This is a genomic window from Streptomyces boetiae (genome assembly GCF_031845405.1).
Taxonomy (GTDB): Bacteria; Actinomycetota; Actinomycetes; order Streptomycetales; family Streptomycetaceae; genus Streptomyces; species Streptomyces boetiae.
This window is the reverse complement of record NZ_JAVREN010000010.1, coordinates 96,674-123,610: the sequence shown is the minus strand read 5'-3', so window position 1 is coordinate 123,610 and position 26,937 is coordinate 96,674. Positions and strand designations below refer to the sequence as shown.

Annotated in this window: 24 protein-coding genes and 1 pseudogene; 23 read left to right on the top strand and 2 right to left on the bottom strand. The window is 73.6% G+C overall.

What is annotated here, in order from left to right; all coding sequences use genetic code 11:
• Positions 1-78 precede the first annotated feature (78 nt).
• The 10 genes from RM780_RS09965 to RM780_RS09920 all read left to right on the top strand — a co-directional run bounded on the left by RM780_RS09965 (position 79) and on the right by RM780_RS09920 (position 10,475).
• Complete coding sequence (locus RM780_RS09965) at positions 79-1,344, top strand: cytochrome P450 (protein WP_311630231.1); 1,266 nt, start codon at positions 79-81, stop codon at positions 1,342-1,344.
• 325 nt (positions 1,345-1,669) lie between these two features.
• Positions 1,670-1,885 carry a hypothetical protein gene (locus RM780_RS09960; protein WP_311630230.1) on the top strand — a complete coding sequence of 72 codons (216 nt, stop codon included), beginning with the start codon at positions 1,670-1,672 and terminating at the stop codon, positions 1,883-1,885.
• A 76-nt stretch (positions 1,886-1,961) separates the two neighbouring features.
• Positions 1,962-2,888, top strand: coding sequence for a hypothetical protein (locus RM780_RS09955; protein ID WP_311630229.1), 927 nt, complete (start codon positions 1,962-1,964; stop codon positions 2,886-2,888).
• 80 nt (positions 2,889-2,968) lie between these two features.
• Entirely contained in the window at positions 2,969-5,701 is a 2,733-nt protein-coding gene (locus tag RM780_RS09950; protein WP_311630228.1) for a DEAD/DEAH box helicase, read from the top strand.
• Positions 5,698-7,893, top strand: coding sequence for a tetratricopeptide repeat protein (locus RM780_RS09945; RefSeq protein WP_311630227.1), 2,196 nt, complete (start codon positions 5,698-5,700; stop codon positions 7,891-7,893). The genes RM780_RS09950 and RM780_RS09945 overlap by 4 nt, the downstream gene beginning before the upstream one ends.
• Positions 7,894-7,975: 82 nt before the next feature.
• Positions 7,976-8,203 carry a hypothetical protein gene (locus RM780_RS09940; protein ID WP_311630226.1) on the top strand — a complete coding sequence of 76 codons (228 nt, stop codon included), beginning with the start codon at positions 7,976-7,978 and terminating at the stop codon, positions 8,201-8,203.
• A gap of 273 nt (positions 8,204-8,476) precedes the next feature.
• A complete protein-coding gene (locus RM780_RS09935) occupies positions 8,477-8,692 on the top strand; it encodes a hypothetical protein (protein ID WP_311630224.1) in 216 nt (71 codons plus the stop codon).
• Positions 8,693-8,750: 58 nt separating this feature from the next.
• Positions 8,751-9,323 carry a hypothetical protein gene (locus tag RM780_RS09930; protein WP_311630223.1) on the top strand — a complete coding sequence of 191 codons (573 nt, stop codon included), beginning with the start codon at positions 8,751-8,753 and terminating at the stop codon, positions 9,321-9,323.
• Complete coding sequence (locus RM780_RS09925) at positions 9,323-9,964, top strand: JmjC domain-containing protein (protein WP_311630222.1); 642 nt, start codon at positions 9,323-9,325, stop codon at positions 9,962-9,964. Before RM780_RS09930 ends, RM780_RS09925 begins: the two co-directional genes overlap by 1 nt.
• Positions 9,965-10,262: 298 nt before the next feature.
• The gene (locus RM780_RS09920; protein WP_311630221.1) at positions 10,263-10,475 is read left to right on the top strand and encodes a hypothetical protein; all 213 of its coding nucleotides are present in this window, start codon (positions 10,263-10,265) and stop codon (positions 10,473-10,475) included.
• Between the two features lie 85 nt (positions 10,476-10,560).
• Here the strand turns inward: RM780_RS09920 and RM780_RS09915 are convergent.
• A pseudogene (locus tag RM780_RS09915) lies at positions 10,561-11,432 on the bottom strand (serine hydrolase domain-containing protein).
• A 99-nt stretch (positions 11,433-11,531) separates the two neighbouring features.
• Positions 11,532-12,581 carry a sulfotransferase gene (locus RM780_RS09910; RefSeq protein ID WP_311630220.1) on the bottom strand — a complete coding sequence of 350 codons (1,050 nt, stop codon included), beginning with the start codon at positions 12,579-12,581 and terminating at the stop codon, positions 11,532-11,534.
• A 333-nt stretch (positions 12,582-12,914) separates the two neighbouring features.
• Between RM780_RS09910 and RM780_RS09905 the strand changes: the two genes are divergently transcribed.
• From RM780_RS09905 to RM780_RS09845, 13 genes are all read left to right on the top strand, one after another.
• Positions 12,915-15,170 carry an ATP-binding protein gene (locus tag RM780_RS09905; RefSeq protein ID WP_311630219.1) on the top strand — a complete coding sequence of 752 codons (2,256 nt, stop codon included), beginning with the start codon at positions 12,915-12,917 and terminating at the stop codon, positions 15,168-15,170.
• A 347-nt stretch (positions 15,171-15,517) separates the two neighbouring features.
• Positions 15,518-15,910 carry a hypothetical protein gene (locus RM780_RS09900; RefSeq protein ID WP_311630218.1) on the top strand — a complete coding sequence of 131 codons (393 nt, stop codon included), beginning with the start codon at positions 15,518-15,520 and terminating at the stop codon, positions 15,908-15,910.
• Entirely contained in the window at positions 15,904-16,932 is a 1,029-nt protein-coding gene (locus RM780_RS09895) for a hypothetical protein (RefSeq protein ID WP_311630217.1), read from the top strand. Before RM780_RS09900 ends, RM780_RS09895 begins: the two co-directional genes overlap by 7 nt.
• Before the next feature lie 48 nt (positions 16,933-16,980).
• The gene (locus RM780_RS09890) at positions 16,981-17,664 is read left to right on the top strand and encodes an SAF domain-containing protein (RefSeq protein WP_311630216.1); all 684 of its coding nucleotides are present in this window, start codon (positions 16,981-16,983) and stop codon (positions 17,662-17,664) included.
• Positions 17,665-17,702: 38 nt separating this feature from the next.
• Positions 17,703-18,506 (top strand): MinD/ParA family ATP-binding protein, encoded by an 804-nt coding sequence (locus RM780_RS09885; protein WP_311630215.1) that lies wholly within the window; start codon positions 17,703-17,705, stop codon positions 18,504-18,506.
• 116 nt (positions 18,507-18,622) lie between these two features.
• The gene (locus RM780_RS09880; RefSeq protein WP_311630214.1) at positions 18,623-19,981 is read left to right on the top strand and encodes a CpaF family protein; all 1,359 of its coding nucleotides are present in this window, start codon (positions 18,623-18,625) and stop codon (positions 19,979-19,981) included.
• Entirely contained in the window at positions 19,978-20,850 is an 873-nt protein-coding gene (locus RM780_RS09875; protein ID WP_311630213.1) for a type II secretion system F family protein, read from the top strand. Before RM780_RS09880 ends, RM780_RS09875 begins: the two co-directional genes overlap by 4 nt.
• Entirely contained in the window at positions 20,847-21,764 is a 918-nt protein-coding gene (locus RM780_RS09870; protein ID WP_311630212.1) for a type II secretion system F family protein, read from the top strand. Before RM780_RS09875 ends, RM780_RS09870 begins: the two co-directional genes overlap by 4 nt.
• 37 nt (positions 21,765-21,801) lie before the next feature.
• Entirely contained in the window at positions 21,802-22,005 is a 204-nt protein-coding gene (locus tag RM780_RS09865; RefSeq protein ID WP_311630211.1) for a hypothetical protein, read from the top strand.
• Between the two features lie 11 nt (positions 22,006-22,016).
• Positions 22,017-22,469 carry a TadE/TadG family type IV pilus assembly protein gene (locus RM780_RS09860; protein WP_311630210.1) on the top strand — a complete coding sequence of 151 codons (453 nt, stop codon included), beginning with the start codon at positions 22,017-22,019 and terminating at the stop codon, positions 22,467-22,469.
• Positions 22,466-22,963, top strand: coding sequence for a TadE/TadG family type IV pilus assembly protein (locus RM780_RS09855; protein ID WP_311630209.1), 498 nt, complete (start codon positions 22,466-22,468; stop codon positions 22,961-22,963). Before RM780_RS09860 ends, RM780_RS09855 begins: the two co-directional genes overlap by 4 nt.
• Entirely contained in the window at positions 22,960-23,403 is a 444-nt protein-coding gene (locus RM780_RS09850; RefSeq protein ID WP_311630208.1) for a pilus assembly protein TadG-related protein, read from the top strand. The genes RM780_RS09855 and RM780_RS09850 overlap by 4 nt, the downstream gene beginning before the upstream one ends.
• An 18-nt stretch (positions 23,404-23,421) precedes the next feature.
• Positions 23,422-26,259, top strand: a complete 2,838-nt coding sequence (locus tag RM780_RS09845; protein ID WP_311630207.1) for a hypothetical protein — start codon at positions 23,422-23,424, stop codon at positions 26,257-26,259.
• The last annotated feature ends 678 nt before the right edge of the window (positions 26,260-26,937 follow it).

Here is a 26,937-nt window from a genome sequence, read left to right as displayed (position 1 = left end):
CAACAGGCCGCCGGAGGGCGTTCCCCCCCGCTCGCGCCGATCCCCTTTCCTCATGCCGACCACCAGGACCTTCGTGCGATGACCTCCTTCCGCACCGCCGACCGGACTCCCCGCTCGTCGACCGCTTTTGCGCTGGGCGATCTGTTCGCCGAGGACGCGCTGGCCGACCCGTACCCCCTTTACGCCAGGCTGCGGGAGGCGGGGCCGGCGCTGCCGCTCGCAGGCTCGGCGACATGGCTGCTGCTGGGGCAGGACGCGGTGCGCGCCGCCCTGGGCAGGCCCCGGGCGTTCGTCCCGGGCGAGGGCGCGGCGCTCAACCCGGCCGGTGACGCGCTGCTGGCTCCGGCGCTGGCGGCGGGCGGCCCCCAGCGGGAGACGGTGCAGGCGGTGCTCGCCCACGCCCAGCCCGCGCGGGAGACCCGCGTGCTGCGGGAGGCTGTCGCCGCCTACGCCGACGCGGTTGTCGGCCAGGTGCTGGCGGGTGGCGGCGAACGCGAGGTGGACGGCGTGGAGTTAGCCCGGCGGTTCGTCTCGGCGGTGACGGTGCACGTGCTGGGCTTGCCGGCGGGCGAGGGTGTGCGGCTGGCGGACCTGGCCGTGCGCTGTCTTGATCTCCTCGGCCCGCTCGGTACCGCGCGGACGCGGGCGGCCGGCGCGGCGGCGGGGGAGCTGACGGAGTGCCTGACCCGCGTCCCGGGCCGGGGCGCGGTGCGTGCGGGTTCCTGGTTGGCGGCCGTCCACGCCGCGGCCGGCCGCGGTGAGGTCCGCTTCGAGGCGGCCGTCGAACTGACCGTGGTCTGGGCGCTGACGGGGATGGCCGTCGCGTTCAGCCTTCTCTCCTCCGCCCTGCACCTGCTCTCCCTCCGGCCGCGGCTGTGGGCGGAGTTGCACCGCGCCGCGGGAACGCCGCGCGGCCGGCTCCTGGTGACCCAGGTGGTGGCGGAGACAGCACGGCTGGAGCCGCCGGTGCAGTGGACGGCCCGCCGTCTTGCTGCTGCGCTCACCGTGAAGGGGGTGAGCGTCCCGGGCGACGCCCAGGTCGTGCTCCTGCACGGCGCCGCCGGCCGCGACCCGAAACACGTCAGCGAGCCGGGCCGGTTCCGGCCTGCCCGCCACACCCCGCCCGCCCCGCTCGCGTCCCTCCTGCCGCTGGCGCACCTGCCCAGCTTCGCGCTCCACCCCTGCCCGCCGGTGGACGACCTGGCCACGACGCAGGTCACCGTGCTCCTTCGCGCGCTGGCCCGCCGCTGCGGCGCCTTGCGGCCGGGCGCCGAGCCGCCCTTGAGGCGGGTCCACCAGGTACTGCGCGGCTGGCAGCACCTGCCGCTGCGCGCAACCGGCTGAACCGCCCGCGCCTCGGCCTATTTTCGCCTCTCACCCCGGAATGGTCATGCTTCTTCTTCAGGAACGTCCTCCGCTCGTTGATCCCGGCCCGGCGATACCCCCGTGCCGTGGGGATGCCGCCCCGCTGCGCCAGCTCCTGCGCGGCTTCGAAGCCGTCGGCGCAACACCGCGCGCGGGCCTGCGGGCTGTTCGCGGGATCGAGCACGCCCCGTGGCTGGGCTGGGTGATGGGAACGCCCGGCGCCTGGTGGTTCCTCCTTCCCCGCACGCCATCGGCCCCGCGGAACCCGCAACTCCGCGCGCCGGAAGCGCCGTTGCCTGCCGCTGTGACGCAGTGGCCCGACGGTGTCCGGCACCTGGGCACGGCGCACGAGGAGCTGGTGCTGCCGGACGTGCTGGGCCGCAAGTCGGATGAGGACCGGTGGTGGGTGCGCGGCCCGCACCAGACCGGCCGCTGCTTCAGCCACCCCCTCCTGCTCCAGCTCCTCCTGCACCGCGCCGCCGCCCGCCGAACGGAGCCGGCCGAGGCAGACGGAAGTTGACCCCCCGCCCCCGGTCCGCCCCTGCGCGAGCCGGCGGATACCCACCGACAACCGAGTCCGTAGAGAGAGGAACCTCATGCCGGGCCAGCGTTTCATCCGGATCGTCACCAGCAACTTCGAGCTCAACGGCGGCGGAGACATGGGCAAATGGGAGCGGATGCACGCTCTGCTGAAGTCGCTGAACCCGCAGATGCTGATGCGGCAGGAGCTGGTGGGGTGCAGCCGGAACACCCGGGCGGGCTCGCGGTTGTGGGAGGCGTCGTGCCGGGCGCTGGGCATGGCCGGGTGGCTGGCCCACGGCAAGGAAGCCACCGCCCTGTACGCGGACCCCACGGTGGTGGAGGGTCTGGAGCAGTGGCCGGACACCGGCCCCGACTGGTGGCTGGACCCGGCCGTGGTCACACTGCGGCTGACCGGCACGAAGATCCCGATCATCGCGGCCAGCGCGCACCTGCGCTACGACTCCCCCGCCAAGCGGGAGGCCGAGGCGGACTGGCTGACCCGGCTGAACGACCAGCACAGCACCCGAGTCGAGGGCCAGGAAGGCACCCCGACCGCGCTGCCGGCGGCCGTGGCGATGGACTCCAACTCCTACCCCGAGGAAGGGACGCCGGGCGACCTTCCGCTGCCGCAGCCGGCCCAGATCCCCAACGCCCCCCACCGCGCGCACCGCTTCCGCAAGCGCGGGGGCGTGTGGGTGCCAGACACCGTCCCCGACGAGAAGCTGCGCCTGGCCGAGCTTGAGGACGCCGCCCGCCACCTCGCCGAGGCGAAGGGAATGACCGAGGCCCTGGCGGCCACCATGCCCGCCAGCGAAACCCACGGCCCCGCGACCCGGATCGACCGGGTCTACCTCTCCTGCGTGCTGCTGCCCGCCGTGCACCAGATCGAGGTGATCGACGTCGGGGATCTCTCGGACCACCACACGGTCGTGCTGACCCTTGACCTCGGCGTGCTGCGGGACATCCTCAACGATCTCGCCCTGTTCACCCTGGCCGCCTAACCCGCCTCCTCCCTCCCGCTGCCGGGGCTGGAGTTCCCCGGCGGCCCCCATCTGTCCGTCTCGTCTTCCGGAGAAGAAAGTTGTCGAGTTCCGCGTTGGATCACGCCGAGTTGTGGCCCCATCAGCGTGCGGCGGTGGCCGCGGTCGCCGAGGGCCTGCAGGCCGGGCCGCGCGTGCAGGTGGTGATGGCCTGCGGCACCGGCAAGACCCGGGTGGGAGCCCATACCGCTGGCGGCGTCCCGGGAACGCGGCGGTTGATCGTCGCGCCGACGGTGGACCTGCTGGCCCAGGCCCTGGCGGAGTGGGGGGAGGTGCTGGGCGAGCACGGGCTGGGCCGGGTGATCGCGGTGTGCTCGGACACGGGCGTCATGGAGCGACAGGCCAGTTCCCGTCAGGCGGTGCGGGCGCACGTGACGACCGACCCGGCCCGAATCGCCGCGCTGGCCGGTGACGCCGGGGTGGTCACGGCCGCCAGCACCTACAGCAGCCTGCCGCAGATTGCCCAGGCCCACCTGCTGCACGGGCTGGCGGCGTGGGACGCGCTGATCGCGGATGAGGCCCATCGCACCGTCGGAGCGCAGGGCCGGCGCTGGTCCACCGTGCATGACGATGTGCGTGTGCCCGCCCGGCGGCGGCTGTACCTGACGGCCACCCCGCGGATCATCGACTCCCCGGACGGCGCCGCGGGCGAGATGGCCAGCATGCACGACCCGAAGGTGTTCGGGCCGGAGGTGTACCGCCTCACCTACGCCGCCGCGCGCGAGGACGGGCTGCTGGCCGACTACCGCGTCGTGGTCTCGGTGGTCCGGGACGAGGAGGTCCGCCGCCTGGCCGCTGAGGCCGCCGAGGGGCGCGGCGCGTTCTTCCGGGTCGGCCGCACCGCCATCGCCCCGAGCATGCTGGCCAGGCAGCTTGCGGTGCTGCGGGCCGCCGCCGAGTTCCGGCACCAGCGGCTGATCACCTACCACCACCGGGTCCGCGACGCCCACTGGGTGGCCAGGACGCTCCCGGCGGTCGCCGCGGAGGTGCCGGGCTTCGAGGGCAGGGTGTGGGCCGGGTGTGTCCACGGCTCGCAATCCAGCCGCCAGCGGCAGGAGGTCCTGGAGCGGCTGCGCGCGGACACGGGCGAGGAAGTGGTAGTGGTCACCAACGCCCGGGTGCTCTCCGAGGGCGTCGACGCCCCGGCGGTGGACGCGGTCGCCTTCCTTGACGGGCGCGACAGCGTGATCGACACCATCCAGGCCGTGGGGCGGGCCCTGCGGCTGGGCGGACGCAAGGAAAAGACCGCCTCCGTGATCATCCCGGTCATCCTCACCGAGGACCAGGACCCGCAGCAGGGGCTGGCCGGATCGCAGTGGGCCGGGGTGTGGCGGGTCCTGCGCGCGCTGCGCGCGCACGACGAACGCCTGGCCGAGTTCCTGGACCGCCAGCGGCAGGACGCCGGCTACTACGGTCCGGCCCTGGCGCCGGAGGCCCAGCTGCCCGACTGGCTGCATGTCACGGGCATCCCGCTGCCCGCGCACTTCGCCGCCGCCATCCGCACCCACGCCATCCAGGCCGCCACGGTGGCCTGGGAGGAGTTCTACGGCGCGGCCCGCGCCTGGCGCGAGAGCCACGGCGATCTCCTCATTCCCCTGGCCCACCACACGGGTGACGGGCTGGCCCTGGGCGCGTGGCTGGCGCGGCAGCGCCAGGTCTACCGGGAGGGCCGGCTGCTGCCCGAGCGGGTCCGGCTCCTGGAAGAGCTGGGCGTGGTGTGGAATCCGCTCCAGGCGGACCGGGAGCGGTACATGGCCGCTGCCCGTGCCTATGCCCGCCGCCGCGGCGACCTCGACGTCCGCACCGACTACACCGAGGGCGGGGTGAAGCTGGGGGCGTGGCTGCTGCGCGTCCGTACCGGCGGGGTGAAGATCAGCGACGAGCAGCGCGCGGAGCTGGACGGGCTGGGCATGGTTTGGGACCGGGCCGAGCGCCGCTGGCAGGAGATGCTGGCCGCCGCCCGCGCCTACCGCGAGCGCCACGGCAACCTGCTGGTCCCCGTTGACTTCGTCGTGCCGGGCGACCCGCCCCTGCGGCTGGGCGAGTGGATCGTCAACCGGCGTACCGAGGAGGCCACCCTGCCACCGCAGCGGCGGCAGGCCCTGGAGGAGCTGGGCATGGTCTGGGGCGTTCACCGGCAGCGATGGACGCGGATGCTCCGCGCGGCGGAAGCCTTCCGCGCCGAGCACGGACACCTCGACGTTCCCGCCGATCTCCTGGTCGATACCGGCTCGGGCGAGGCGGTGTCGTTGCGCGCCTGGCTGAAAAAGCAGCGCGATAAACACCACACCGGGCGCCTGGCCGAAGAACGCCATCAGGCGCTGACGAAACTGGGAATGGTGTGGAACCCGCACGATGAGCAGTGGGAACGCGGATTCCAGGCGGCCCGCGCCTACCGCAAGACGCATGGCCATCTCCTCATCCCGCACGACTACACCACCGGCGACCCGCCCTTCCCCCTGGGCGTCTGGCTGCACACCCAGCGCCAGGCGGCCGGCCGCAACCCCCAGCGCCGCCAGCGCCTGGAGGCTCTCGGCATGGTCTGGAACACCCTCGCCTACCGGTGGGAGCGCAACTTCCAGGCAGCTAGAGAGTTTTACGCCACCCACGGACACCTGCGCATCCCCGACCACCACGCGATCCAGGCAGAAGACGGGGAAACGGTGCGGCTGGGCGCCTGGATTCACACTCAGCGCACCGCCTTCCGGAAAGGGAAACTCGACCTGGAAAAGATCAACAAACTCACCGGCATCGGCATGCGGTGGCAGCGATGACCGGCCAGGAACCAACCAACTCCGTCAGCGGGCACGCACATCCCGCCGCCGTCATCCAGGCCAGCCAACTCCACGGAGGGGTCCACCTCCACCAGCCCGGGCCGCCGCCCTTGCCGGTTCCGCGGCAGCTTCTGCCGCGCCCGCCGCACTTCGTGGACCGCCAGGAGGCGCTGGCCGCGGTGCGTTCGCTGCGGGGGCCGGGCGCGGCGTTCCCCCTGGCCGCGCTGAACGTCTTCGGCCCCGGCGGGGTGGGGAAGACCGCGCTGGCCACGGTCCTGCTGCGCGATCTCGCCGAGGAAGGGGCCATCCCCGGCGGCCAGTTGTATGCCGACCTGCGCGGCGGCCCCGAGGCGCCCGGCCCGGGGCAGGCCACCGTCGTCGAGGTGCTCGGCCGGTTCCTGCGGGCCTTCGGGATCAGCGCCGGCCTGCCCTCGGATGTGGAGGAGCGGGCGGCGTTGTGGCGGTCGGTGACCGCCGAGCGCCGCGTCGCCGTGCAGGTGGACAACGCCGCCCGCGCGGAGGATGTCCGCCCGCTGCTGCCCGGCAGCGAGGGCAGCCTGCTCGTTGTCACCAGCCGCCACCGGCTGACCGGCCTGATGCGCGAAGGCGCCCTCTTCCACGCCCTGGCCCCGCTCCCGCAGGAAGCAGCCCGCCAGCTCCTGACGCGGCTCGCCGCCGGCCCGGCAACCGCACACCCCGTCCTGGACGAGAGGGCCGCCGGGCATCTGGTGGCGGTATGCGCCGGGATGCCCCTGGCCCTGGTCGTCGCGGGCGCTCACCTGGCCGCCGGCCAGCCCGCCACCCTTCCCTTCCACCACCCCAGTCCCTCGACTCCGCCCGAATCCGCCCAGGAGGCCGCCATCAACGCCGTGCTCGACCACACCCACGACCAGCTCCCGGCCCAGGCCGCCGCGGCCTACCGGACCCTGGGCGCCCTGCCCCACCTTCAGCGCTTCGGCGCCCACGACGTGGCCGCCGCCTGCGGCACCCCCCTGGACGCCGCCGCCCTCACCCTGGGAATCCTGGCCGCCCACCGGCTGGCCGAACCGCTCACCGGCCAGCCGCAGCCCGCCGCCGACCACGCGTCGGCCGCGGGATGGTGGCGGCTGCACGACGCCGTCCACCCGCACGCCGCCGCCAAGGCCCGCGAACAGGACGGCCCCCAGGCGCGCGCCGGAGCGCAGCGCCGCTGGAGCGAGTACCTGCTGCGCACCGCAACGGCGGCCGAGACCCTCATCAGCCCCAGCCACCGCACCCTGGAACGCACCTACCAGTACGAAAGCCAGCTCCCGCTGCCGTTCCCCGACCAGGACCAGGCGGCGGCCCTTGCCTGGCTGGAGGAGCGGCTGCCCGACCTGATGACGGGCGTGGAAACGGCGATGGCCGCCCAATGGTGGGACACCACCTGGCAGCTGGTCGACGCGCTGTGGCCGGTCTTCCTGCGGCGCCGCAACCACCAGCTCTGGGTCCGCGCGCACCTCGACCTGGGACTGCCGGCCGCGCGGCGGGCCCGGCACCGCGCGGCCGAACGCCGGATGCTCACCTCCGGCGCCTCCGGCCTGCGCCACCTCGCCCGCTACGACGAGGCCCTGGACTGCTTCGGCCAAGCCCTGGCCCTTGCCGAGGAGGACGGCGACCGGCGGGACGAGGCCCAGGCCCTCAACGGCACCGGCGACGTCCACCGCCTGCGCGGCCAGTACGACCAGGCCCGCGACCTGCTGCAGCAGGCCCTGAAAGTGCGCGAGCAGATCGGCTACTGGCGCGGCGCCGCGCTCACCCGCGTCCTGCTGGGCGATGTCGCCCTGGCCCAGGGCGACGCCCCCGGGGCGATCGGATACCTCACCTCCGCCCGCGCCACGCTGCTGGCCGAACGCGACTCCTACGACGCCGCCCGCGCCGCCGCGTTCCTCGCCCGGGCCCACGCCGCCCAGGGCGGGGACGCCCAGGCCGAACGCCTCTTCCACCAGGCCGTGGAAGAGTTCACGCAGGCCGGCTCCCCCCTCTGGCAGGCACGCGCGCTGGAATGGCTCGGCAAGCACCACCAGGAACGCGGCCGGGAGCAGGAGGCCCGCGGCTGCTACCAGGACTCCCTCCAGCTCTACGGGCAGGTCCACAGCCGCGACGCCGCCCGGCTGCGCACCCGCCTCGCCGCTCTCCCGCCCTCCCCGCCGCAGCAGGGAGAACCACAGTGAACATCCCCACGCCCACGCCGGCGCCCGCGTCCGGCCGCCGCGACCCGCGCACCGTGCCCGCCCCCACCCGGAGGGCCGGCCGGTGAACCTCGCCCGCTACGCCGTGCTCGGCGGCACCCTCGCCACGCTCCTGGGCGCCCTCGCCGAACGCGCCGTCCACCTCTGCGCGCCGCACGCACCGCGGCTGGGGGTGTGGCTGGCGGCCACCGCCCTGGCCACCCTGGAGATCGGCACAGCCCGGCGCCAGCACGGCGGTACCACCGACGCCCCCGAAACCGGCCCCGACCCAGCGGCAGGAGAAGAACGGTGAAATCCGCCGTCCCTTCAACCGGGCCCCGCATGCAGGGTCCGCCCGCGGCCGGCGAGCGGCGCGCCCAGCCCGGCACCACCCGCGGCCCCCGGCCTTCCGCCCCCGGCGCACCGTGCCCGTCCCCAGCCGGGCGCCCCCCACCCACCAGCCGCCGCGCCGCTCAACCCACCGGCCCCGCCCGGACCGCCCCCCACCCACCGAGAGAACGCGCATGACCTCAACCGCCTCCGCCTACACACCCCGGCCGCGCCCGCGTACCGCCCGGAGCGGCCGGTGACCCCCGAGATCACCGAAGGCGTCACCATCGACCCCACCAGCGTCCGCATCGGCGATCAACTCCTCATCGGCGGCCAGGTATTCACCATCCGCAACATGACCGCCCTCCCCTACGGAAGCCGGCGCCTCGACTTCCACGACGGCACCTCCTTCACCATGCGCCGCCACACCGTCCTATGGGCCGTCCGCCGACGCGCCCCCGGCACCCGCTGAACCCGACATCCCTCCAACCACCTTGACCTCCATCCCTTCAACGGAAGCGGAGAACACCATGACCACGGAAACATCCACCACCAGCACCACCACGACGCCCTTGCCGGCGCTGACCGCCCAGCGCGTCGCGCTGCTGCGGACCGCCCAGCACAGCCTCACCGAGCACCCCGCCACCGAAGGGCTGCGCGTACTGCTGCTCGCCGCCGAGCCGGAACTGGCGATGGCCGCCGACGAAGCGCTGATCCAGACTTCCCCCGCCGGTGAACGCCGCCTGCGGCTCCAGGTCTTCCGTATCGCCGACCACCACGCCGCGTTCCTGCGCCACCTCCAGCAGGCCACCGCCCAGCACGCCCTCGCGGCCGGCTACCGGCTCCTGCTGCTGCACGACCAGCCGTTCCCCATGGCCGCCGACGAGGTGCTGGTCCAGACCACCCACGCCCCGCAGCGCGCACTCGAACTCCGCCCCCGCCACGCCGCGGATTTGCAACCCGGCGACATCCTCCACGAGACCCGGGTCCTGGACCCGGAGGACCAGACGTTCACCGACTACGCCGCCGAGGGCGTGCTGTCGGGCTACATCATCGCCAGGCGGCCCGACGGCGTCACCCACCACATCTGCGAGATCTCGTAATGAGCGCCGCCCCTCCCACCGCGGCGGACACCGCATCGGCCTGCGTGAACGCCCTCTACGCCCTGCTCCTGAAGCACGCCACCGACAACCTCGCGCTGCGGCAGGTGGTCCACCGGCCCGCGCTCTTCGATGATGACTGGCTCGGCGCCGCCCAGCTGTCCCCCCAAGGCCCGCACGGCGACTGGCTGGTGACGCTCGCCGGCACCGCCGGCCTCCAGCGATCGCCCGACGAGCGCGACCTGGCCGACGCCTACCGCGCGCACGCCAGGACACGGGTGTACGAGAACATCCACACCCGCACCAGCGGTTGGGCCGCCCTGGTCGCCCTCCACCTCGCCCGCCTCACCCGCAGACAAATCCCCTGCACCCTCTACCACTCCGTCCACGGCGATGACTCCCTGGGCGCGCACGTCGACCACTGGGACGGCATCATCCTCCAACTCCACGGCGCGAAACGCTGGACCATCACCGACACCACCGCTACCAACCGGGACATCGTGACCGAGGCCGGGGACGTCCTGCTCCTGCCCGCAGACGTTCAGCACGAGGTGACCACCCCACGCGAATCCGCTCACCTCGTCTTCGCCCTCACCCGCTACCCGTTGCCGGCGCGGCCCGGCGACCCGCTCCCGCCGCCGTAGGTACTGCGAACCCGCCGCCGAGGCCGGCCCCGAGGGCGAGACGCCCGCGCCACAGCCACACCAACCGCCCGCCCCCGGGCTGGCCTTGTCGCATCGCGGAACCGGAACGTCACGACCAATCGACCTCCGCATAACGAGCAACCACATCGGGGAAGACCGGTTCATGCCCATCATCGGCCCCGGCCCCAACGAGCCCGAGTACGACAACTACGACCCCGCCTGGCGAACCCAGGACACTCCCTTCCGGTAGTGGGTGCTCGGAAAGCTCACGGCAGCAGGCTTTCCCTACGCCCAGGACATGGCCACCATGCTGGCGCCCGCCAACCGCTACCACGGCCTCAGCAACCTGCAGATGGACACCCTCGCCATCATCACCGACACCAGCATCGACGAGGTCCACGCAGCTCACAAAGCCGACATCGCCGCATGGATGCGCGAACAGCAACTACGGAACCACCCCGACCTGGCGGTCCTCGACGCCGATCTCGACCGGATAGCCGAACGCCACTGAACCGGCGAAGCCGCAACAGCCTGCCCGCCGGGCAAAAGGACCGGAACGGCTTCCGGGCGGAACTCCTCTATCACTCCGGCGTTCCTCACAGGGCGTCGTCGACGAGTCGGCTGACCAAGCGTTCCTGGGCCAGCGCACTGTCAAAGGAGTCGTACTGCTGCGTGGAGACGGAGATCACCCCGCTGCGGCTGCCGTCCTGCGTCACGGCCGTCCTGGTGCTGTAGCCGATCTCGTCGCCGCTGGGGATCCACGCCGTGCCACCGCAGGGCAGCGGGCGCGAGAAGAGGCCGAGCCCGTACTCCGCGCCCGGCCAGATCCGCTGGGTCAGCTCGTCCACCGGAACAGTCCGCCGCATCTCGGCCAGCCCGGCCTCGTCCATCAGGGCGCCGTCGAAGAGGGCCCGCAAGAAGCGGTTGAGGTCCGCGGTCGTGGAGAGGTAGCCGCCGGAGGCGTCAGCGTCGGCCAACTCGGTGGTGTTCACCAGCGGCCCGCCCGCGGCGAAGCGGGGGTACCCCTGGGCGTGCGGATGCGGCAGGCCGGGCCGGTCGCCCGGCCACACAGTGTGGCGCATGCCTGCCGGTCGCAGGGCGCGCGCGTGGACCTCCTCGTGACGGGCGTTGCCGGTGCCCCGCTCGATGATCACGCCCAGGAGGACGTAGCCGGTGTTGGAGGAGTGCCACTCCGCTCCCGGCGCGGACTCCGGCTCGGCGGCCATCGCCAGGGCGACGGTCTCCTCGGGGGTGCGGGCATCGTAGCGGCGTGCCAGGTATCGCTCCTGAGTACCCATCGGCGGCCAGTCGGCGTCCAAGATCCCGCTGGTGTGCTGGAGCCGGTGCCGGACGGTGATGTTCCGGCCTTCGTCCCCGTTCCCCGCACCAGGCCCGGCAGCCGCCGCTCGGCCGTGTCCTCCAGCGTCATCCCGCCCTCGGCGACGAGCTGGAGCACGACGGCGGCCACGAGCACCTTGTTTACGCTCCCGACACAGAAGTGCCCGCGGGGGGAGACCCCTTCGCCCTCTTAATTCGCCGGAGCGGCCCGATAGACGTTGATCGGTTGCTACTGCGTGAGGGGGCGGTGCGCCGCGGTGAGGGCGGCGGTGCCGGGGGTGCAGGCGTGTTCGAGGGCGGCGCGTTCTGCGGGTTGCAGTCGGGCGGCGCTGCCGCGGTGGGCCGGGCTGAGGAGGGCCGCGGCGTGGTCGAGCCAGTCGCGAGTGGGCTCGGAGCCCGCGAAGTGGGCGAGGGCGGCGAGTTCGCGGTGGGGGTGGTCGAGGAGATCTTCGTAGGCGAGGGTGGCCCACTGGTCCACGGGGAGTGCGTTGAGGTGGGCGGTGCCGTCGGTGATGATCTCGGACCACAGGGCGCCGAAGTCGGGCAGAGGGATGGCGCGGTCCCGGATCAGGGACGGGTCGAAGCGGTCAGCGAGCAGCGCGGTGAGGTCGGGCGGGAGGCTGGCGATGTGCTGGGGGGTGAGGTCGGCGAGGGTTTCGACGTGGGCTCGTTGGAGGATCTCGCGCAGGGGCAGGATGGTGCGGTAGCCGGGGTGGCGGCTCATGGACAGGGCGCAGTCGGGGCCGTTGCGGTGGAGGTGGACGAAGCGCGCGTGGGGGAACGCCCGGTGCAGGGCGGGGACCCAGGGCAGGGAGTACCCAGAGCGTTCGACCACGGCGGTGCCGCCGAAGCGGCGCGCGAGCAGGTCGAAGAGGGCCAGGTGGTGGCCGGGCGCGGGGCGGACGGGCCAGGCGGTGACCTCCGCGGCGAGGGCGTCGAGGGCGGCGTCGGGGTCGTCGGTGAGGTGGGGGAGGACCATCAGGCACAGGGCGGGGATGCCGCCGGTTTCGGCGGAGTGGCGGCCGGGGCTGCGGGTGTAGAGGAACTCCGGGAGGGGGATGCCGCTGCGGGTCATGGTGTCAAAGACGGCATTCGGGGCGGCGAGGATCCGCCAGAACTCCTCGCCGGTCAGCGGCCGGTCGGGCAGGGCGCGTGCCGGGTCCTGGAGAGAGGCGAGGAGTTCGTTCAGGCTGAGGATGCCGGGGTGGGCGTTGAGGATGGTGGACAGGGCGGTGGAGCCGCTGCGGCCGGTGCCGACGACAAAGGTCAGGGGACGCATAGGGGTTCCTCCTGCGTGCCGCGTCCGCGTGTTTCCCCGGGCAGGGTAGCGGCCCGGTTCGTCGGCCGTTGACGGGCTGTCGGGAATGCGCCACGACCAGGCGTTGCGGAGGGCGCGGGGGGCCTCGTGTGGTGTTTCGCTGCGGTGTCGGGCAGTTGTCGCGGAATCACATCTCTGTCATTCGGCTGCGGGCCGTGCTGGCGCAGTCATATGCTGTAGTCACATGTGGGCGGGTGCCGCGGCCAGCGGCTGAGTTCGCCGCGGATTCGCCCCGGATTCCCGGTTGCTGATGGCGACCCTTTGGATGGCGAGGGCGGGCGGAGCATGGCGCAGGTGGGGGAGAACAGGGCGTTCGGCAAGGCGCTGCGACAGCGCAGAGAGGAACGGGGGCTTTCGCTGCGGCGGTTAGGGGCCGCGATCTCCTACAGCCCCGGCTGGCTGAGCCGGGTGGAGACGGGTGCGGCAGAGCCCACGCTGCAGTTGGCGCAGGCATGCGACGCCGAACTCCAGGCAGAGGGAAAACTGCTGGCGCTGGCGCGGGCCGCCCTGGCCGGGAGGGAAGGGTGGCCTAGGCCCGCGCAACTGCCCGCCGGCGCGGCGGCGACGTTCGTCGGGCGCCAGGAGCAACTCGACGCGCTGGACCGGCTGTGGGAGCAGGCGCAGGCGGCCTCGTCGGTGATGACAGCCGTGATCGACGGCCCCCCAGGGGCGGGCAAGTCCGCGCTGGCCATCCACTGGGGGCACCGCATGGCCAGCGCCTTCCCCGACGGCGTCCTCTTCACCGACCTGCGAGGCTACGGCCCCGATGACCACGCGGGCGCCGGGCCGCTCGATCCGGAGCCGGTGCTTGAAGGGTTCCTGACCGCCTTGGGAGTTCCGGCAGACTCCGTGCCGACGGGGCTGGAAGAGCGGTCGGGAATGCTGCGCAGCGTCGTGCAGGGGCGCCGAGTGCTCCTCGTGCTGGACAACGCCGCCGACTCGCGGCAAGTGGAACCGCTGCTGCTGGGCGCGCCCGGCTGCGCGGTGCTGGTCACCAGCCGGCGCCGCCTCACCGGCGTGGCGGTGCGCTCCGGTGCCCAGCACCTGGCTCTGGGCGCCATGCCGCCGGAGGAATCCCAGGCTCTGCTGGCCGCCGCGATCGGCCCGCGGGCGCACGCGGACCCCCAGGCACTGCGCACCCTGGCTCAGCGCTGCGCCCACCTCCCGCTGGCCCTGCGGATCGCCGCCGAGCGCGTGGCCGTCCGGGGGGAGGCCGGAGTGGCCGAACTGGCCGCGCAGCTGTCCGCCGAGCCCCGCCGACTGGACCTGCTGACGGCCACCGGCGACGAGGCCGCAGTGCAGGCCGCGTTCTCCTGGTCCTACCGCACCCTCCCGCCCCCGCACGCGAAGCTCTTCCGACTCCTCGGGCTCCACCCCGCCCGGCGGATCAGCATCCCGGCCGCCGCCGCCCTGGCGGACGCGGAACCGGAGGAAACACGCCGCCGGATCGAGCACCTGGCGGATGCCCACCTCCTGGAGGAAGCCGAGCACGGCGGGTACGCACTGCACGACCTGCTGCGTGTCTACGCCGCCTCGCGGGCCGCGGCCGAGGACAGCCAGCAGGAACGCGACGCCGCCCGGCAGCGGCTCGTCGACTGGTACCTGCTCGCCGCTGACGCGGCGGGACGCGCCCTCGCCCCGCAGCGGCCCGTGCCCGCCGCGACCACCGCCAGCGCCGTCCGTCCGCCCGCCTTCCGGTCCCGCCAAGAGGCATACCGCTGGTTCGAAACCGAGGCAGCGGCGTTCACCGCGATCACACGCCTAGCAGCCGACCAACACGAGAGCGCCGCCTGGCAACTGCCGGTGCGCCTGTGGACCTGGCTCCAGTTACGCAAGCCGTGGACGCTGTGGAAGGACACCCACGAAACCGGGCTGGAAGCCGCCCGATCCGCGGGTGACGCAGCCGGAGAAGCCTGGATCGCCACCAACCTCGCCGAAGCCTGGCGGCAGACCGGACAGACCGAGCGCGCGGAGGAGCTCTATACCCGGGCCCTGGCTATCCGTGAACGGCTGGACAGCCCTCACGACCTCGCCTGGACCCTGGCCGGCCGGGGCTACCTCGCCATCGACCAAGGTGACTCCGCGCAAGCCGCCCGCACCTTCACCCGGGCCCTGCACCTCTTCACGGACATCGCCGACCGCCACGGACAGGCTGCGATGCACGCCGCTCTGGGCGAAGTCCACAGCCTCCAAGCGGACCAACCCCGGGCATCGGCCTGCCTGGAGGAGGCCCTGAGCCTCTTCGCCCGCCTCCATGACGGCTTCGGCATCGGCTGGACCCTCATGCGCTTCGCCGATCTTTATCGTCGCCACGGCCGATGGGACGACGCCGAAGCCGTCCTCGCGCGCTGCATCTCCGTCCGCCGGGACGCGGGCGACCGGTGGGGAGAAGCCGAAGCCCTCGCCCGCCGCGGAGACCTCGCCGCCGAACGCGGCCTTCACGACCAGGCCACCCAGGCATGGCGCGCTGCGCGCGACCTGTTCGACGACCTGGCAGATCCCCGTGCGGATGACCTGCGCGCCAGGCTGAGCACTCAGCACCGGCCCTAGCGGGTGACGAGTCGTCCCCGGCGCCTGCCCATCGCGCTCCGAGGAGGTGTTGCCCGTGTTGCGCGACAGGACAACTCTGGACCCCGGGCACCGGTACGCCAAGAGTGCTGCATGTGACGACGACGCGATACATCATCCGCCGGGCCCGTAGCCGGGCCCGGTTAACCCACGCCGTCCGCTGGGGAGTTGCGGCTGCCGTGCTCCTCCTGGCCGCGGCATGCAGTGACCCGTCCTCCGCGCCTTCTGCCTCGGAGGGGACCGCCGAGGAGCAGCCGGGCGACTCTCCTTCGCCGGGCGAGGCTACCCCCACAACGCCGTCCCAGGCTGAGGAAGCCGAAGGGGCCGCGGTGGAAGCCTACGTGGGGATGTGGGGGGCGATGGCCGAGGCCGGAGAGACCTCCGACTGGCGCTCGCCCGAGCTGGCCCGTTACGCGTCCGGGGACGCCCTGACCACGATCTCGGGGAGCCTGTACGCGGATGCCCGCAACGGGGTGATCACCCTCGGGCGGCCGGTGAACGATCCGCAGGTCGTCTCGGCGGAGCCTCCGGAGGAGCCGACGACCGTGCTGATCGAGGACTGCGGGGATTCTTCGGACTGGTTGCGGTACTTCGAGGACACCCGCGAGCCGGTGGATGACGAACCGGGCGGGCGCCGGGCCATCAGGGCCGAAGTCGGCGTGCAGTCCGACGGGGTGTGGCGGGTGACCCGGTTCGCGGTACAGGAGCTGGGGTCGTGCTGAGGCGCATCCTTGCCCGGGCGGCGGCGGGAACGGTCGGCGCGGCGGCCGTGGTGGCGGGTGCTGTCGCCCCGGCCGTGGCCGACGACGGCTGGGGGTCGGTGGACTGCGAGCAAAATCCTCGCCCGGGCTGCGAGCTCGGGGCCGGCGAGGGGCAGCCGCAGGTCCCGGCGCCCGGGGGAGGAGGCGGTGGCGCCCCGGCGCCTGCTCCTGAAGACGGCGGTGGCCGTGGTGAGGCGGAGGAGCCGGAGTACGCCAACGACGACTTGAACCTGGCTGACTGCGCCTACGAGCCGGCACCGGATTTCCGGCCTCCGGCCGAGGCGACGGCGACGGCCTTCTCCCCGGCCTTGCCGCACCGGGAGGTTGCCCGGGCGGCGCTCGCCGACCTGGTGACCCCCGCGGCCGAGGAAGAGACGGACGAGGACGAGCCGGGGCAGGGGGAGGGCGCCTGGTATGTCTACCGCTGCTCGGGGGAGGGTGTGCGGGATGCGCTGTACCGGCCGCCGGTGTGGATCCCGGACGCGCAGGATGCGGAAGAGGCCGCGGGTCCCTCGCCCGCCCAGCTGGCTGAGCAGGCGCGGGAGCAACTGCGGCTGCCGGCCCCGGAGATCGCGGCGAGTCCGGCGGGGGATCAGCTGGTGAGGGTGCCGACGTGGCTGTGGCTGGAGCCGGGGAGCTGGGAGGAGATCTCGGCCACGGCTTCGGTGCCCGGGGTGAGCGTGACGGCCGTCGCGACCCCGCGGTCGGTGACCTGGTCGATGGGGGATGGCAGCGAGGTGGTCTGCTCCAGTCCCGGCACCCCCTACGAGGCGGGCGGGGCGCCGGGGCGGTCCTCACCTGACTGCGGCCACACCTACACCGACTCCTCGGCCGGCCAGCCCGGCGATTCCTACCCGGTGTCCGCGGAGGTGACCTGGACGGTGACGTGGTCCGGCGCGGGTGAATCCGGGGAGTTCCCGGGCCTGACCACGTCGAGCAGTACCTCGTTCCGGGTCCTGGAGAGCCAGGCCCTGACCCAGTGACCCGCCCTTCTCCCTGATCGAGCGCTCTTCGAGGAAGTGAACGCCCTGATGACTTCGACGATGTCCGCACCGCGCCGCTCGGCGCCTCCCGCCGGGGGCAGCGGGAGGGGCGAGGGGGCGCGGCTGGCGGGGGTGGCGCGGCGCCGGCGGGTGCCCCATCTGCTGGCCGGGGTGCTGCTGGTGGCCGGCTGCACCGCGAGCGGCGTGCTCGTGGCGGCCCAACTCGGGCAGCGGGAGGCGGTGCTGGTGCTGGCGGAGCCGGTGACGGTCGGGCAAGAGATCTCGGCCGGGGATGTGCGCGAGGTGAGCATGGCCGTCGATCCGGGGGTGGAGGTGATCGGCGCGGGGGCGCTGGAGGAGGTGGAGGGCCGGACGGCCGCCTACAGCCTCCCGGCCGGCACGGTCCTGACCTCCGAAGTCCTGGGCGAGCCGCGGGTCCCTCCGGCCGGGCAGGCGGTGAGCGCGATCCCCCTGGCGCGGGGCCAGTTCCCGCCAGGCCTGCAGCCCGGGAACACCGTGCGGGTCGTCGCCGCCCCGGCCGAAGGCGAGGGCTCGGAGGCCGGGGCGCCGGTGGCGCCGTCCTGGACGGCGGTGGTCACGGCGGTGGAGGGGGCGGACGAGCGCGGCGAAGCGGTCGCCACGCTGCAGATGGACGCCGACCAGGCGCAGGCGATGGCCGGCTGGCCGGCCGGGGAACTGCGGCTGGTCATCGTTGCCGGAGGTGGGTCGTGACCGTGGTGGCGTTGTGCAGTCTGAAGGGTTCGCCGGGGGTGACGACGACGGCGGTGGCGCTGGCGGCCAGCTGGCCGGCGGGCGGGCAGCCGGTCGTCGTGGAAGCTGACCCCGCCGGTGGCGATTTGGTGGCCCGCTACCGCCTGGAGCTGACCCCGGGCCTGGTGACCCTGGCGGCTGCGGGCCGGCGCTCGGGGGAGGATCCGGGGCTGATCTGGCAGCACACCCAGCGCCTGCCCGGTGGGCTTCCGGTCGTAGCCGGCCCGCCCGCGCCCGGGCAGGCCCGCGCCGCCCTGACCGAGCTGACCGACGGCCCGGCCAGGCCGCTGCTGCGGCGGGCGGCCTCCCGCCCCGGCGTGGTGGTCATCGCGGACTGCGGCCGGGTGGAGGCCGATTCCCCGGCGCTGGAGGTCGTGCGGGCGGCGGATGTGATGCTGCTGGTCGCCGGCGCGCAGGACGACGCCCTGGCCCACCTGGCCGTGATGGTGCGCCCGGCCGCCGCGTGGTCGCCGCGCCCGCGGCTGGTGCTGGTGGGCGAGGGATACCCCACCGCGGAGGTGACCCAGGCACTGGGCACAGCCGAACTCGGGCTGGAGGTGGCTGCCCGCCTCCCGCACGACCCCGCGGGGGCGGGGGCGTTCGCCGGCCGTCCCGCCCCGCGCGCCGCGCCGGGCCGCTCCCGGCTGGGGCAGGCCGCCGCCGAGCTGGCCACCCGCACAGCGCGGGACGTGCTGACCGCCCCGCCGCCCTGGCGCCGCACCCAGGACACCGAGCCCCCACGGGAGCCAGTGACCGACAGCAGCGAGTTCACCGTTCCTGCGACCTACCGGATCCTGCGATGAATCAACCTGCCTATTCCGCCGATTCCGGTCAGCCCCGCCGCGATCCTCGCGTCCTGCCTCCGGACGGCGTCATCAGCGCCCCCGCACCCGGGCCGCCGCCACCGCAGCAGCCGGGGGTGCGCATCCCCGACACGACCACGCTGGTGGGCAGCTGGATGTCCCTGGAGGACGCGGTCGAGGGCCTGCGCCGCTACCTTCGGCACGAGCTGGCCACCCAGCTCTCGGAGCGTATCCGGGCGGATGAGCAGGCGGGCCGCCCGCAGCCGGGACCTGAGGAGCGCCGCGCGCAGGCCGAGTCCATCCTGCGGGAGGCCGCCGAGGACTACGCCGGTGCGCTTCTGAACCGCGGCCGGCGCATTGTGTCCGAGGAGAATGAGAGCGCGGCCATCGCGCAGGTGCTGGATGAGTTCTTCGGGATGGGCGGGCTGGAGCCGCTGCTGCGCAACCCGCAGGTGGAGAACATCAACGTCAACGGCGCGGACCGGGTCTTCGTGCGCTATGCCGATGGCCGGCGTGAGCAGGTGGCGCCGGTGGCTGCCACGGACGAGGACCTGGTGCGTCTGGTGCGTGACCTCGCCGGCCGCGGCGGGGCGCAGGAGCGGCACTTCGACCGTGCCACTCCCGGTGTGAGCTTCGAACTCCCGGGCGGGGAGCGGGCGTTCGCCGTGATGGCGGTCAGCAGGCGTCCGGCGCTGGCGATCCGCCGCCACCGCCACCCGCGCGTCACCCTCGCCCGGCTCAAGCAGCTGGGGACGATTGATGACCGGCTGGAATCCCTCCTGACCGCGATGGTCCGCGCGCGGAAGAACATCCTCGTCTCCGGCGGGACGGGGATGGGCAAGACCACGCTGCTGCGGGCGCTGGCCGCCGAAATCCCCGCGCAGGAGCGGCTGATCACGATCGAGGACACCTTCGAGCTCGGCCTGGATACCGATCGCCGCGCGCACCCGGATGTCGTCGCCCTCCAGGCCCGGGAGCCCAACACCGAGGGCGAGGGCGCCATCGAGCTGGGGGAGCTGGTGCGGTGGGCGCTGCGGATGTCGCCGGACCGCGTCATCGTCGGCGAGGTCCGCGGGCCGGAGGTCGTGCCGATGTGCAACGCCATGAGCCAGGGCAACGACGGCTCCCTGGGCACCCTCCACGCCAGCAGCAGTGCGGGGGCGTTCACCAAGCTCGCCGCCTACGCCGCCCAGTCCGCGGAGCGGCTGCCGATGGAAGCCACCAACCTCCTGATCGCCGGCGCGATCCACTTCGTCGTGCACCTGGACCGGCCCCGCGGCGCGGAGCACCAGCGGGTCGTCGCTTCCGTCCGCGAAGTCGTCGGCGCGGACGAACGGCAGGTCATCTCCAACGAGATCTTCCGGCCCGGCCATGACCGGCGCGCGGTCACCGGTGTCCCGATGAGGGCAGAGACCCTGGACGAGCTGCGCGCGGCCGGGTTCTCCCCGGGGCTGATGGAAAGGCGCCGGGCGTGAGCGCCGCCCTGTTGGGCCTGCTCGGCTTCGGTATGGGCCTGGGCGTCCTGCTGGTGGTGGCCGGCTGGCGCCGCCCCGGCGCGGGGGAAGGCGAAGGGTCATCGCGCCGCCGTCTGGCGCGATCCGGCGCGCGGCGGGCGCACGCCGGCCGGTGGGCGCTGGCCGCTACGGCCGCCGGCCTGGCGGCGCTGGTGCTGACCCGCTGGCCGGTGGCCGGACCCCTGGCCGCCGCCGCGGTCTGGTTCGCACCACGCCTGACCAGCGGCGGGGGAGGGCAGCGGGAGACAGAGCTGATCGAGGCGATCGCCGGATGGGCGGAGATGCTGCAAGGCACCCTCGCCGCCGGAGCCGGTCTGGAACAGACCATCACCGCCACCGCCGGCACCGCGCCGGACGCGATCCGGCCGCACGTTCAGGCGCTGGCCGAAGCCATCGCCGAGGGAGAAGAGCTGGCGCCCGCGCTGCGGCGTCTAGCCGAAGCCCTGGCGGACGCGACGGCGGACCTGGTGATCAGCGTGCTAATCCTCTCCGCCCAGCATCAGGCCCGCCAGCTCGCCCCGCGCCTGGCCGCGCTGGCCGAGACGGCCCGCTCGCAGGTGGAGATGCGCCGCCGGGTCGCCGCCGCCCAGGCGAGGGTGCGCACCACCGTCCGCATCGTCGCGGGAACGACCGCCGTCTTCGTGGGCGGCATGGTGTTGTTCAACCGCGCCTTCCTCACCCCGTACGACTCGCCCGGCGGGCAGGTGATGCTGCTGGTCATCGCCGCCATCATCGCCGTTGCCCTGGTCTGGCTGGCCCGGCTGACCCGCATCGAGCAGCCCGCCCGCTTCCTCACCCCGTCCACGATCAAGGGAGGCGAGGAGAGGTGACGCTGATCGTCGTCCTGTCGGCCGGCGTCGGCCTGGGGGCGTGGGCGCTGACGGTCTGGCTGTGGCCGCCCCGGCCCGCCCTGGCGCCCCTCATCGACACGGTCCGTGCGGACGCCGGGCCGCGCCGCCCTGCGCTCCTGCCCGCCGAAGCCAGCCCGGAGGCCCCGGGCGGGGGATGGGCGGCCCGCCTGGGCCGCCCGCTGGTCCCGCTGCTGCGCGCCGCAGGTCTCCCGCGGCCCGGCCTGACCCGCGACCTGACGGCGCTCGGCCGAACCGTCGAGCGCCACCTGGCCGACCAGGCCGCGCTCGCGCTGGCCGGGCTGCTGCTGCCCACCGCCCTCGCCGCGCTGGCGGCCCTGGGCGGCGGCACGCCCGGCTGGGTGATGCCCGCCGGCGGCTCCCTGGCCCTGGCCGCAGGCGGATTTTTGCTGCCCGAGGTCTCGGTGCGCGGCGAAGCAGCCCGGGCGCGCGCGGCGTTCCGCCACGCCCTGGGCGGCTACCTCGACCTCGTCCACGTCCTCCTCGCGGGAGGCTCCGGCGTCACCGGCGCCCTCCACGACGCCGCGCACATCGGCGACGGCTGGGCCTTCGCCCAGCTGCGCCGCGCCTTGCGCACGGCCGAGGCCACCCGCACCTCCCCCTGGGAGACCCTCGGCCGCCTCGGCGACGAACTCGCCGTGCCGGAACTGACCGACCTGGCCGCGGCCCTGACGCTGGCCGGCACTGAAGGCGCCAAGGTGCGCGCCTCCCTCGCGGCCAAAGCCGCGGCCCTCCGCGCGCGGGCGACCACCGAGGCCGAAGCCGCCGCCACCGCCGCCAACGAACGCACCGCGTTCCCCACCTCGCTGATGGCGATGGCGTTCGTGCTGTTCATCGTCTACGCCGCCATGTCCCACGTCACCGCATCCCTATGACCCGACCAACCACCCCCGATTCAAGGAGCAACTCCCCATGAAGAAGCAGCTACTGCGGCTCCGGGCGCGCCTGGTCCTCCTCCTGGCCCGCCTCACCGCCGACGACCGCGGCTACAGCGCCGAGGCCACCATCCTCACCGGCCTGCTGACCGGCGTCGCCGCCGGCGTCGGCTTCGTCTTCGGTGACGACATCGTCGCCGCGGCCGAGAACATCAACTTCACCAACCCGCCCCGCCCCTGACAGCCGCCGCCATGCCCACCCACCGGCAACCCGAACCCGGCTGGCGAAACCGCGGCCGGTGGCGGCAGATCCTGCGCGAGGACCGGGGCGCAGCCGCCATCGCCGAGACCGTGGTCGTCTTCCCCCTGCTGATGACGGTGATCCTGCTCATCGCGCACGTCGCGGTGTGGGCGCAGGCCGTCCACACCGCCCAGGCCGCCGCCTCCCAGGGACTCTCAGCCGCCCGAGCCCAGGACGCCACCGCCACCGACGGCCGCACCCACGCCCGCACCGTCCTGGGCCAGCTCGGCGGCCCGCTGCGGAACGTCACCATCACCGCCGACCGCGACGGCGAGCGCACCGAAGTGCGGGTCGACGGGAGCGCGCTGCCCGTCCTGCCGTGGCTGCACCTGCCCGTGCACGCCCAAGCCGCCGGCCCCACCGAAGAGTTCCAGCCCCCCACCGAAACCGGGGCCGCGCCGTGAGGGGCCCCAGGGCGGCCACCCGCCGCGAGCGCGCCCCCCGGACCCAGCGGCGCAGCCGGTCCGGGGACCGCGGATCGGCCTCGGCGGAGCTGGTGCTGCTCCTCCCCGTGCTGATCCTGGTCCTGTACGTCGTCGTCTACGCCGAACGCGGATCGGATGCCCGCATGCGGCTGGACGACGCCGCGCACCAGGCCGCCCGCGCCGCCAGCCAGGCCCGCACCCCCGGCCAGGCGGCGGACGCCGCCCGCGCCACCGCGGACGCCGCGCTGGCGGAGGCGGGCATCGCCTGCCAGACCATCACCGTCCAGCTCGACGGCACCCTGGAGCCCGGCTCCACCGTGACCGCCACCCTCACCTGCACGGTCGGCCTGCAGGACCTGGCGATGATCCCGCTGCCCGGCACCACCACCCTGGACGCGAACTTCACCGCCCCCGTCGATCTCTACCGCGGCTCCACCCTCACGCCCGCCGCGACGGGAGGCGAACGCCCGTGAGGCGGCCGATCCTTCCCCTCCGACGGCGCCTGTGGGCGGACCGGGGGCAGATCACCGCGTTCGTCGTGCCGCTGATGGTCACCCTCATGGCCATGGCCGGCCTGGCGCTGGACGGCGGGCTCGCCCTGGCCGCCCGCGTCCGTGCCCTCGGCGAAGCCCAAGAAGCCGCGCGCGCCGGCGCCCAGGCCATCGACCTGGCCGTCTACCGCGCCGACGGCACCCTGCGCCTGGACCCGGCCCAGGCCCGCCGCCTCGCCGTCACCTACCTGACCGGCGCTGGCACCCAGGGGATGGTCAGCGCGACCGAGGAAGAGGTCACGGTCACCGTGACGGCCGTCCAGGACACCCAGCTTCTGCACCTGGTCGGCGTCGACACCCTCACCGTCACCGCCTCCGGCGCCGCCCAGCCCCAGCCCGGCATCACCGGCCCGCAACCGTAGAAGAGGGAGAAGCCCGCGATGCCCGGCCCGATGCCGCCCCGCGCCCGCCCGCCCCACGACCACGGGGCCGGCGTCCGGCTGGCGTGGCTGTCCGTCCGGCTGCTGCGTGCCGTCCTCGCCGCCTTCGTCCTGGCCGTCCTGCTGGCCGGCATCCCCTGGGGCCTGGCCCACTACATCGGCCAGCCCCTGCCCACCCGCATCCCCAGCGGCGACGAACTCCTCACCACCCTCTCCACCCCGCTCAGCACCCGCGACACCCTCCGCGTTCTCGCCTGCGTGCTGTGGCCCACCTGGGCGTGGTTCGTCCTCGACGTCGCCCGCACCGCCCGCGACGCCGCCACCGGCCTCCCCCGCCCCCACCTCACCTCCCGGTCCCCAACCCACGCCCTGGCCGCCGCCCTCATCGGCATGCTCACCCTCGGCCCCCTCACCTCCCGCACCAGCCCACCAGCAGCACCCGCACCCGCCGTCCTCCTCCACCTGCCCGACACCACCGCCGAGAACAACCAACGGCACACCGCCCCGGCCGACTTCGCGCCCCTCCCCCCGCACACCCTGCTCGTCACCGCGCCGCAGAACGACCCACCGGAGGTGACGGACGCGCCCGGCACGGTCACCGTCCGCCTACCGAGCGACGGCGTGTACGACAGCCTGTGGCGCATCGCCGACCGCGCCCTCGGCGACGGCAACCGGTGGCCCGAGATCTTCCGCCTCAACGAAGGCGTCAGCCAGGCCGACGGCCGCGCCCTGACGCATCCCGGCCTCATCCGGCCCGGCTGGATCCTCCACCTTCCCGAATCCGCCCCCTCCCCACCCGGCGAAAGGCCGGGCGAGGACCACGGCGACGAACAGGCAGATCCCCCAGCCGGGCCGGCTCCGTCCCCCAGCCCGCCCGAACCGCCGCAGGAGACCACCCCGGCCCCCGAACCACCGACACCCACCCCCTCCGTACCCCAGGACTCCACGCCGGCGCCCGAGCAGCAACCGGCGACCCCGGCCCCCGACGTCGGCGAACCCGACGGCGACCAAGGGGTCGTGACGCCGACGGGGGCGTTCGTCGGCCTCGGCCTCGCCGCCCTGATCACCGCCGCCTGGGCAACTCTCCTGCTGCGCCGCCGCATCCACTACCGCCCCGGCCACGGGCAGCGTGAGGAACTGTCCATGGCCCCGGTCGTGCGCACCCTCCGCCTCGCCCATGACCGCGCCCACCCACCCGCACCAGACGGCGGCCTCGTCGAGCTGGAACCGGCGACACCGCGGGCGGTGCCCGTTCCCGAGGCCGCTCTGCGCGACCGCGCCCGCCAACTCGCCCAGGCGCAAGCCGTCGAGGACCGCCCCGCCGTAGGGATCGCGGACGGCCGCGCCATCGCGCTCGACCTTGCACGCACCCGCGGCCTCGGCCTGACCGGGCCCGGAGCGCATGATGCAGCGCGCGCCCTGCTGGTGGCCATGCTGGCCGACCACCACCGCCCCGGTTCCCGCCAGACGCGGCTCCTCATCCCCGCCCCCGACGCGGCACTGCTCCTGGGACCCGAAATTGCGGCGGTTCCCCATGCGCTGCGGCTGCGCGTCACCGGCGACCTGGACGAGGCCCTGGAGGTGATGGAGCGCGAACTCCTCACCCGAAGCCGTGGCGCCGTCAGCGCTGATCCGGCGGATGAACTCGGTCTCGTCGCCACGTCCCAGCCGCACTCAGACCGCCGCCTGCAGGCCATCCTCGACAACGGCTCGTCCCTCGGCCTGAGCGGTCTGCTGCTGGGGCCGTGGCACCCCGGCACCACCCTCCGCGTCCGCCAGGACGGCACCATCGCCGCCACCAGTCCCTCGGCCCCCGTGGCGCCTGGCGTGAGGCTGTTCACCCTGCCGGCAGACGAAGCCGATGAGCTCGTAGGCCTGTTGAGGGAAGAAGCGGCTGCCCGGCCAGCGCCCCGCCGCAGCCCCGTCGGCACCGCTGAGCGGGCAGAAGAGCGGCACCGGAGGGTGAGCGGCACCGCCGGGCCCGCGAAGGGCAGCACGACACACCTCGCCAAACCGCCGTCCGAAGCCGCCCATCAACCGCCAGAGGGCGAAGCCAGCCAGCCGCAGGAGGCCGGGGAAGCGGCACGCCTCGTCGTCCTGGGCCGGCTCCGTCTCGCCCTGCAGCCACTCGACGCTACCGACCCCGAGATCTCCCTCGCCCCGCGCCACCGCGACCTGTTCGCCTTCCTGGCTCTCCACCGCGCAGGAACGCACCGTGACGTCCTGTGCGCCGCACTGTGGCCCGAGGCCCGCCGCCCGCACAACGCCTTCCACGCCACCGCCAGCCAGCTGCGCAAGACACTGGCCGCCGAAGCGCCCGCGCTTGAACACCTCGTCCTCCACCATGAAGGCCACTACCGCCTGGACGCCGGACGCTTGTCGGTGGACTTGTGGCAACTCCAGGCCGAACTTGCCGACTTCGCCTCCCGCCCGGCCGAGCAGCAGGAGAGGGCGCTGCACCGGATCGACGAGCTGTACCAGGGCGAGCTGGCGGCCGACCTGGCCGGCGACTGGCTCGACGCACCGCGGGAGGCTCTGCGGCGCGACGTCCTGAACGCCCACAGCCTGCTTGTACGGTCTCTGCGTTCCTCCGCCCCGGAAAAGGCCCTGCATTTCCTGGAAATCTCCCGTCGGCTGGACCCTCACAACGAGACCATCTACTGTGAAATAGCCAGGCTCCAGGTTCGTCTCGGGCAACCGGACGGAGTGCCGCGGACGCTGGCACTCCTCACCACTGCCCTGGCGGAGATAGATGAAGAGCCCTCGGCTGAAACTATCAGATTCTTCGACACGGCCCGGAGGCCAGCCACCCGCCGCCCCGGTGAGCGCCCGCGATAAGGCGGCCGGTCCCGGCGGTTTCCGCAGTCCGGTATTGCGGGTATTGTGTTAGTTGGAAGTCGGGGGAAACGCTGCCGCCCTGTTCCGCAGCGCAGTGCTTAATTCGTTGCCATTATCCTTCCCTGTGAGTGCAGGTATGCCATCCGCGCTAGGTCGGGAGCGGCTGTATAAGGCGCATCACGCCGACACGTCTGGCAGTCTGGGAAAGGGGCTGTGATCGGCGTTTCTTTGCTGGCCTATCGGGGTTCCGATCTGCGGGCCGATCTGCGGGCCGATCGGGGGGCCTCTCAGGCAGGAACCCCCCTCGTGCCGTATTGTCGCAGGTCGGGCGCTATTTGTCCTGTTCCGATGCGGCATCCGACTCACTACCCCCACGGGTGTGAAAAATAGTGTCGGCGCGGGGCTGTGCAGCAAGTGAGGGTAAGTGCATCCTTTTTATTGTCTGCGCCATCGGCATTTCAATTCCCCCTATTGTTTTTGGGTACTGATTGGCCGGCTGGCTGTCCCTTCGCTTCCCCTGCTTCTCTCGGCTTTCCTCGGTTCTCCTTGCTCCGCCTGCTGCGCCCACCCTCTCATTGCCCCGCCGACCGCTAAAGAATCTTGGAGTTATTGCGTCAAGGGCGTTTCCGTGCGGCTGAATGCGGTAGAAATAGAGGTATCGAGGCGTAACGCAAAGGG

Coding starts and splice junctions, on each gene's coding strand:
- RM780_RS09965 (WP_311630231.1), top strand. CDS start 79: ATGACCTCCTTCCGCACCGCCGACCGGACTCCCCGCTCGTCGACCGCT.
- RM780_RS09955 (WP_311630229.1), top strand. CDS start 1,962: ATGCCGGGCCAGCGTTTCATCCGGATCGTCACCAGCAACTTCGAGCTC.
- RM780_RS09945 (WP_311630227.1), top strand. CDS start 5,698: ATGACCGGCCAGGAACCAACCAACTCCGTCAGCGGGCACGCACATCCC.
- RM780_RS09930 (WP_311630223.1), top strand. CDS start 8,751: ATGACCACGGAAACATCCACCACCAGCACCACCACGACGCCCTTGCCG.
- RM780_RS09925 (WP_311630222.1), top strand. CDS start 9,323: ATGAGCGCCGCCCCTCCCACCGCGGCGGACACCGCATCGGCCTGCGTG.
- RM780_RS09920 (WP_311630221.1), top strand. CDS start 10,263: ATGGCCACCATGCTGGCGCCCGCCAACCGCTACCACGGCCTCAGCAAC.
- RM780_RS09910 (WP_311630220.1), bottom strand. CDS start 12,581: ATGCGTCCCCTGACCTTTGTCGTCGGCACCGGCCGCAGCGGCTCCACC.
- RM780_RS09890 (WP_311630216.1), top strand. CDS start 16,981: ATGACTTCGACGATGTCCGCACCGCGCCGCTCGGCGCCTCCCGCCGGG.
- RM780_RS09865 (WP_311630211.1), top strand. CDS start 21,802: ATGAAGAAGCAGCTACTGCGGCTCCGGGCGCGCCTGGTCCTCCTCCTG.
- RM780_RS09860 (WP_311630210.1), top strand. CDS start 22,017: ATGCCCACCCACCGGCAACCCGAACCCGGCTGGCGAAACCGCGGCCGG.
- RM780_RS09845 (WP_311630207.1), top strand. CDS start 23,422: ATGCCCGGCCCGATGCCGCCCCGCGCCCGCCCGCCCCACGACCACGGG.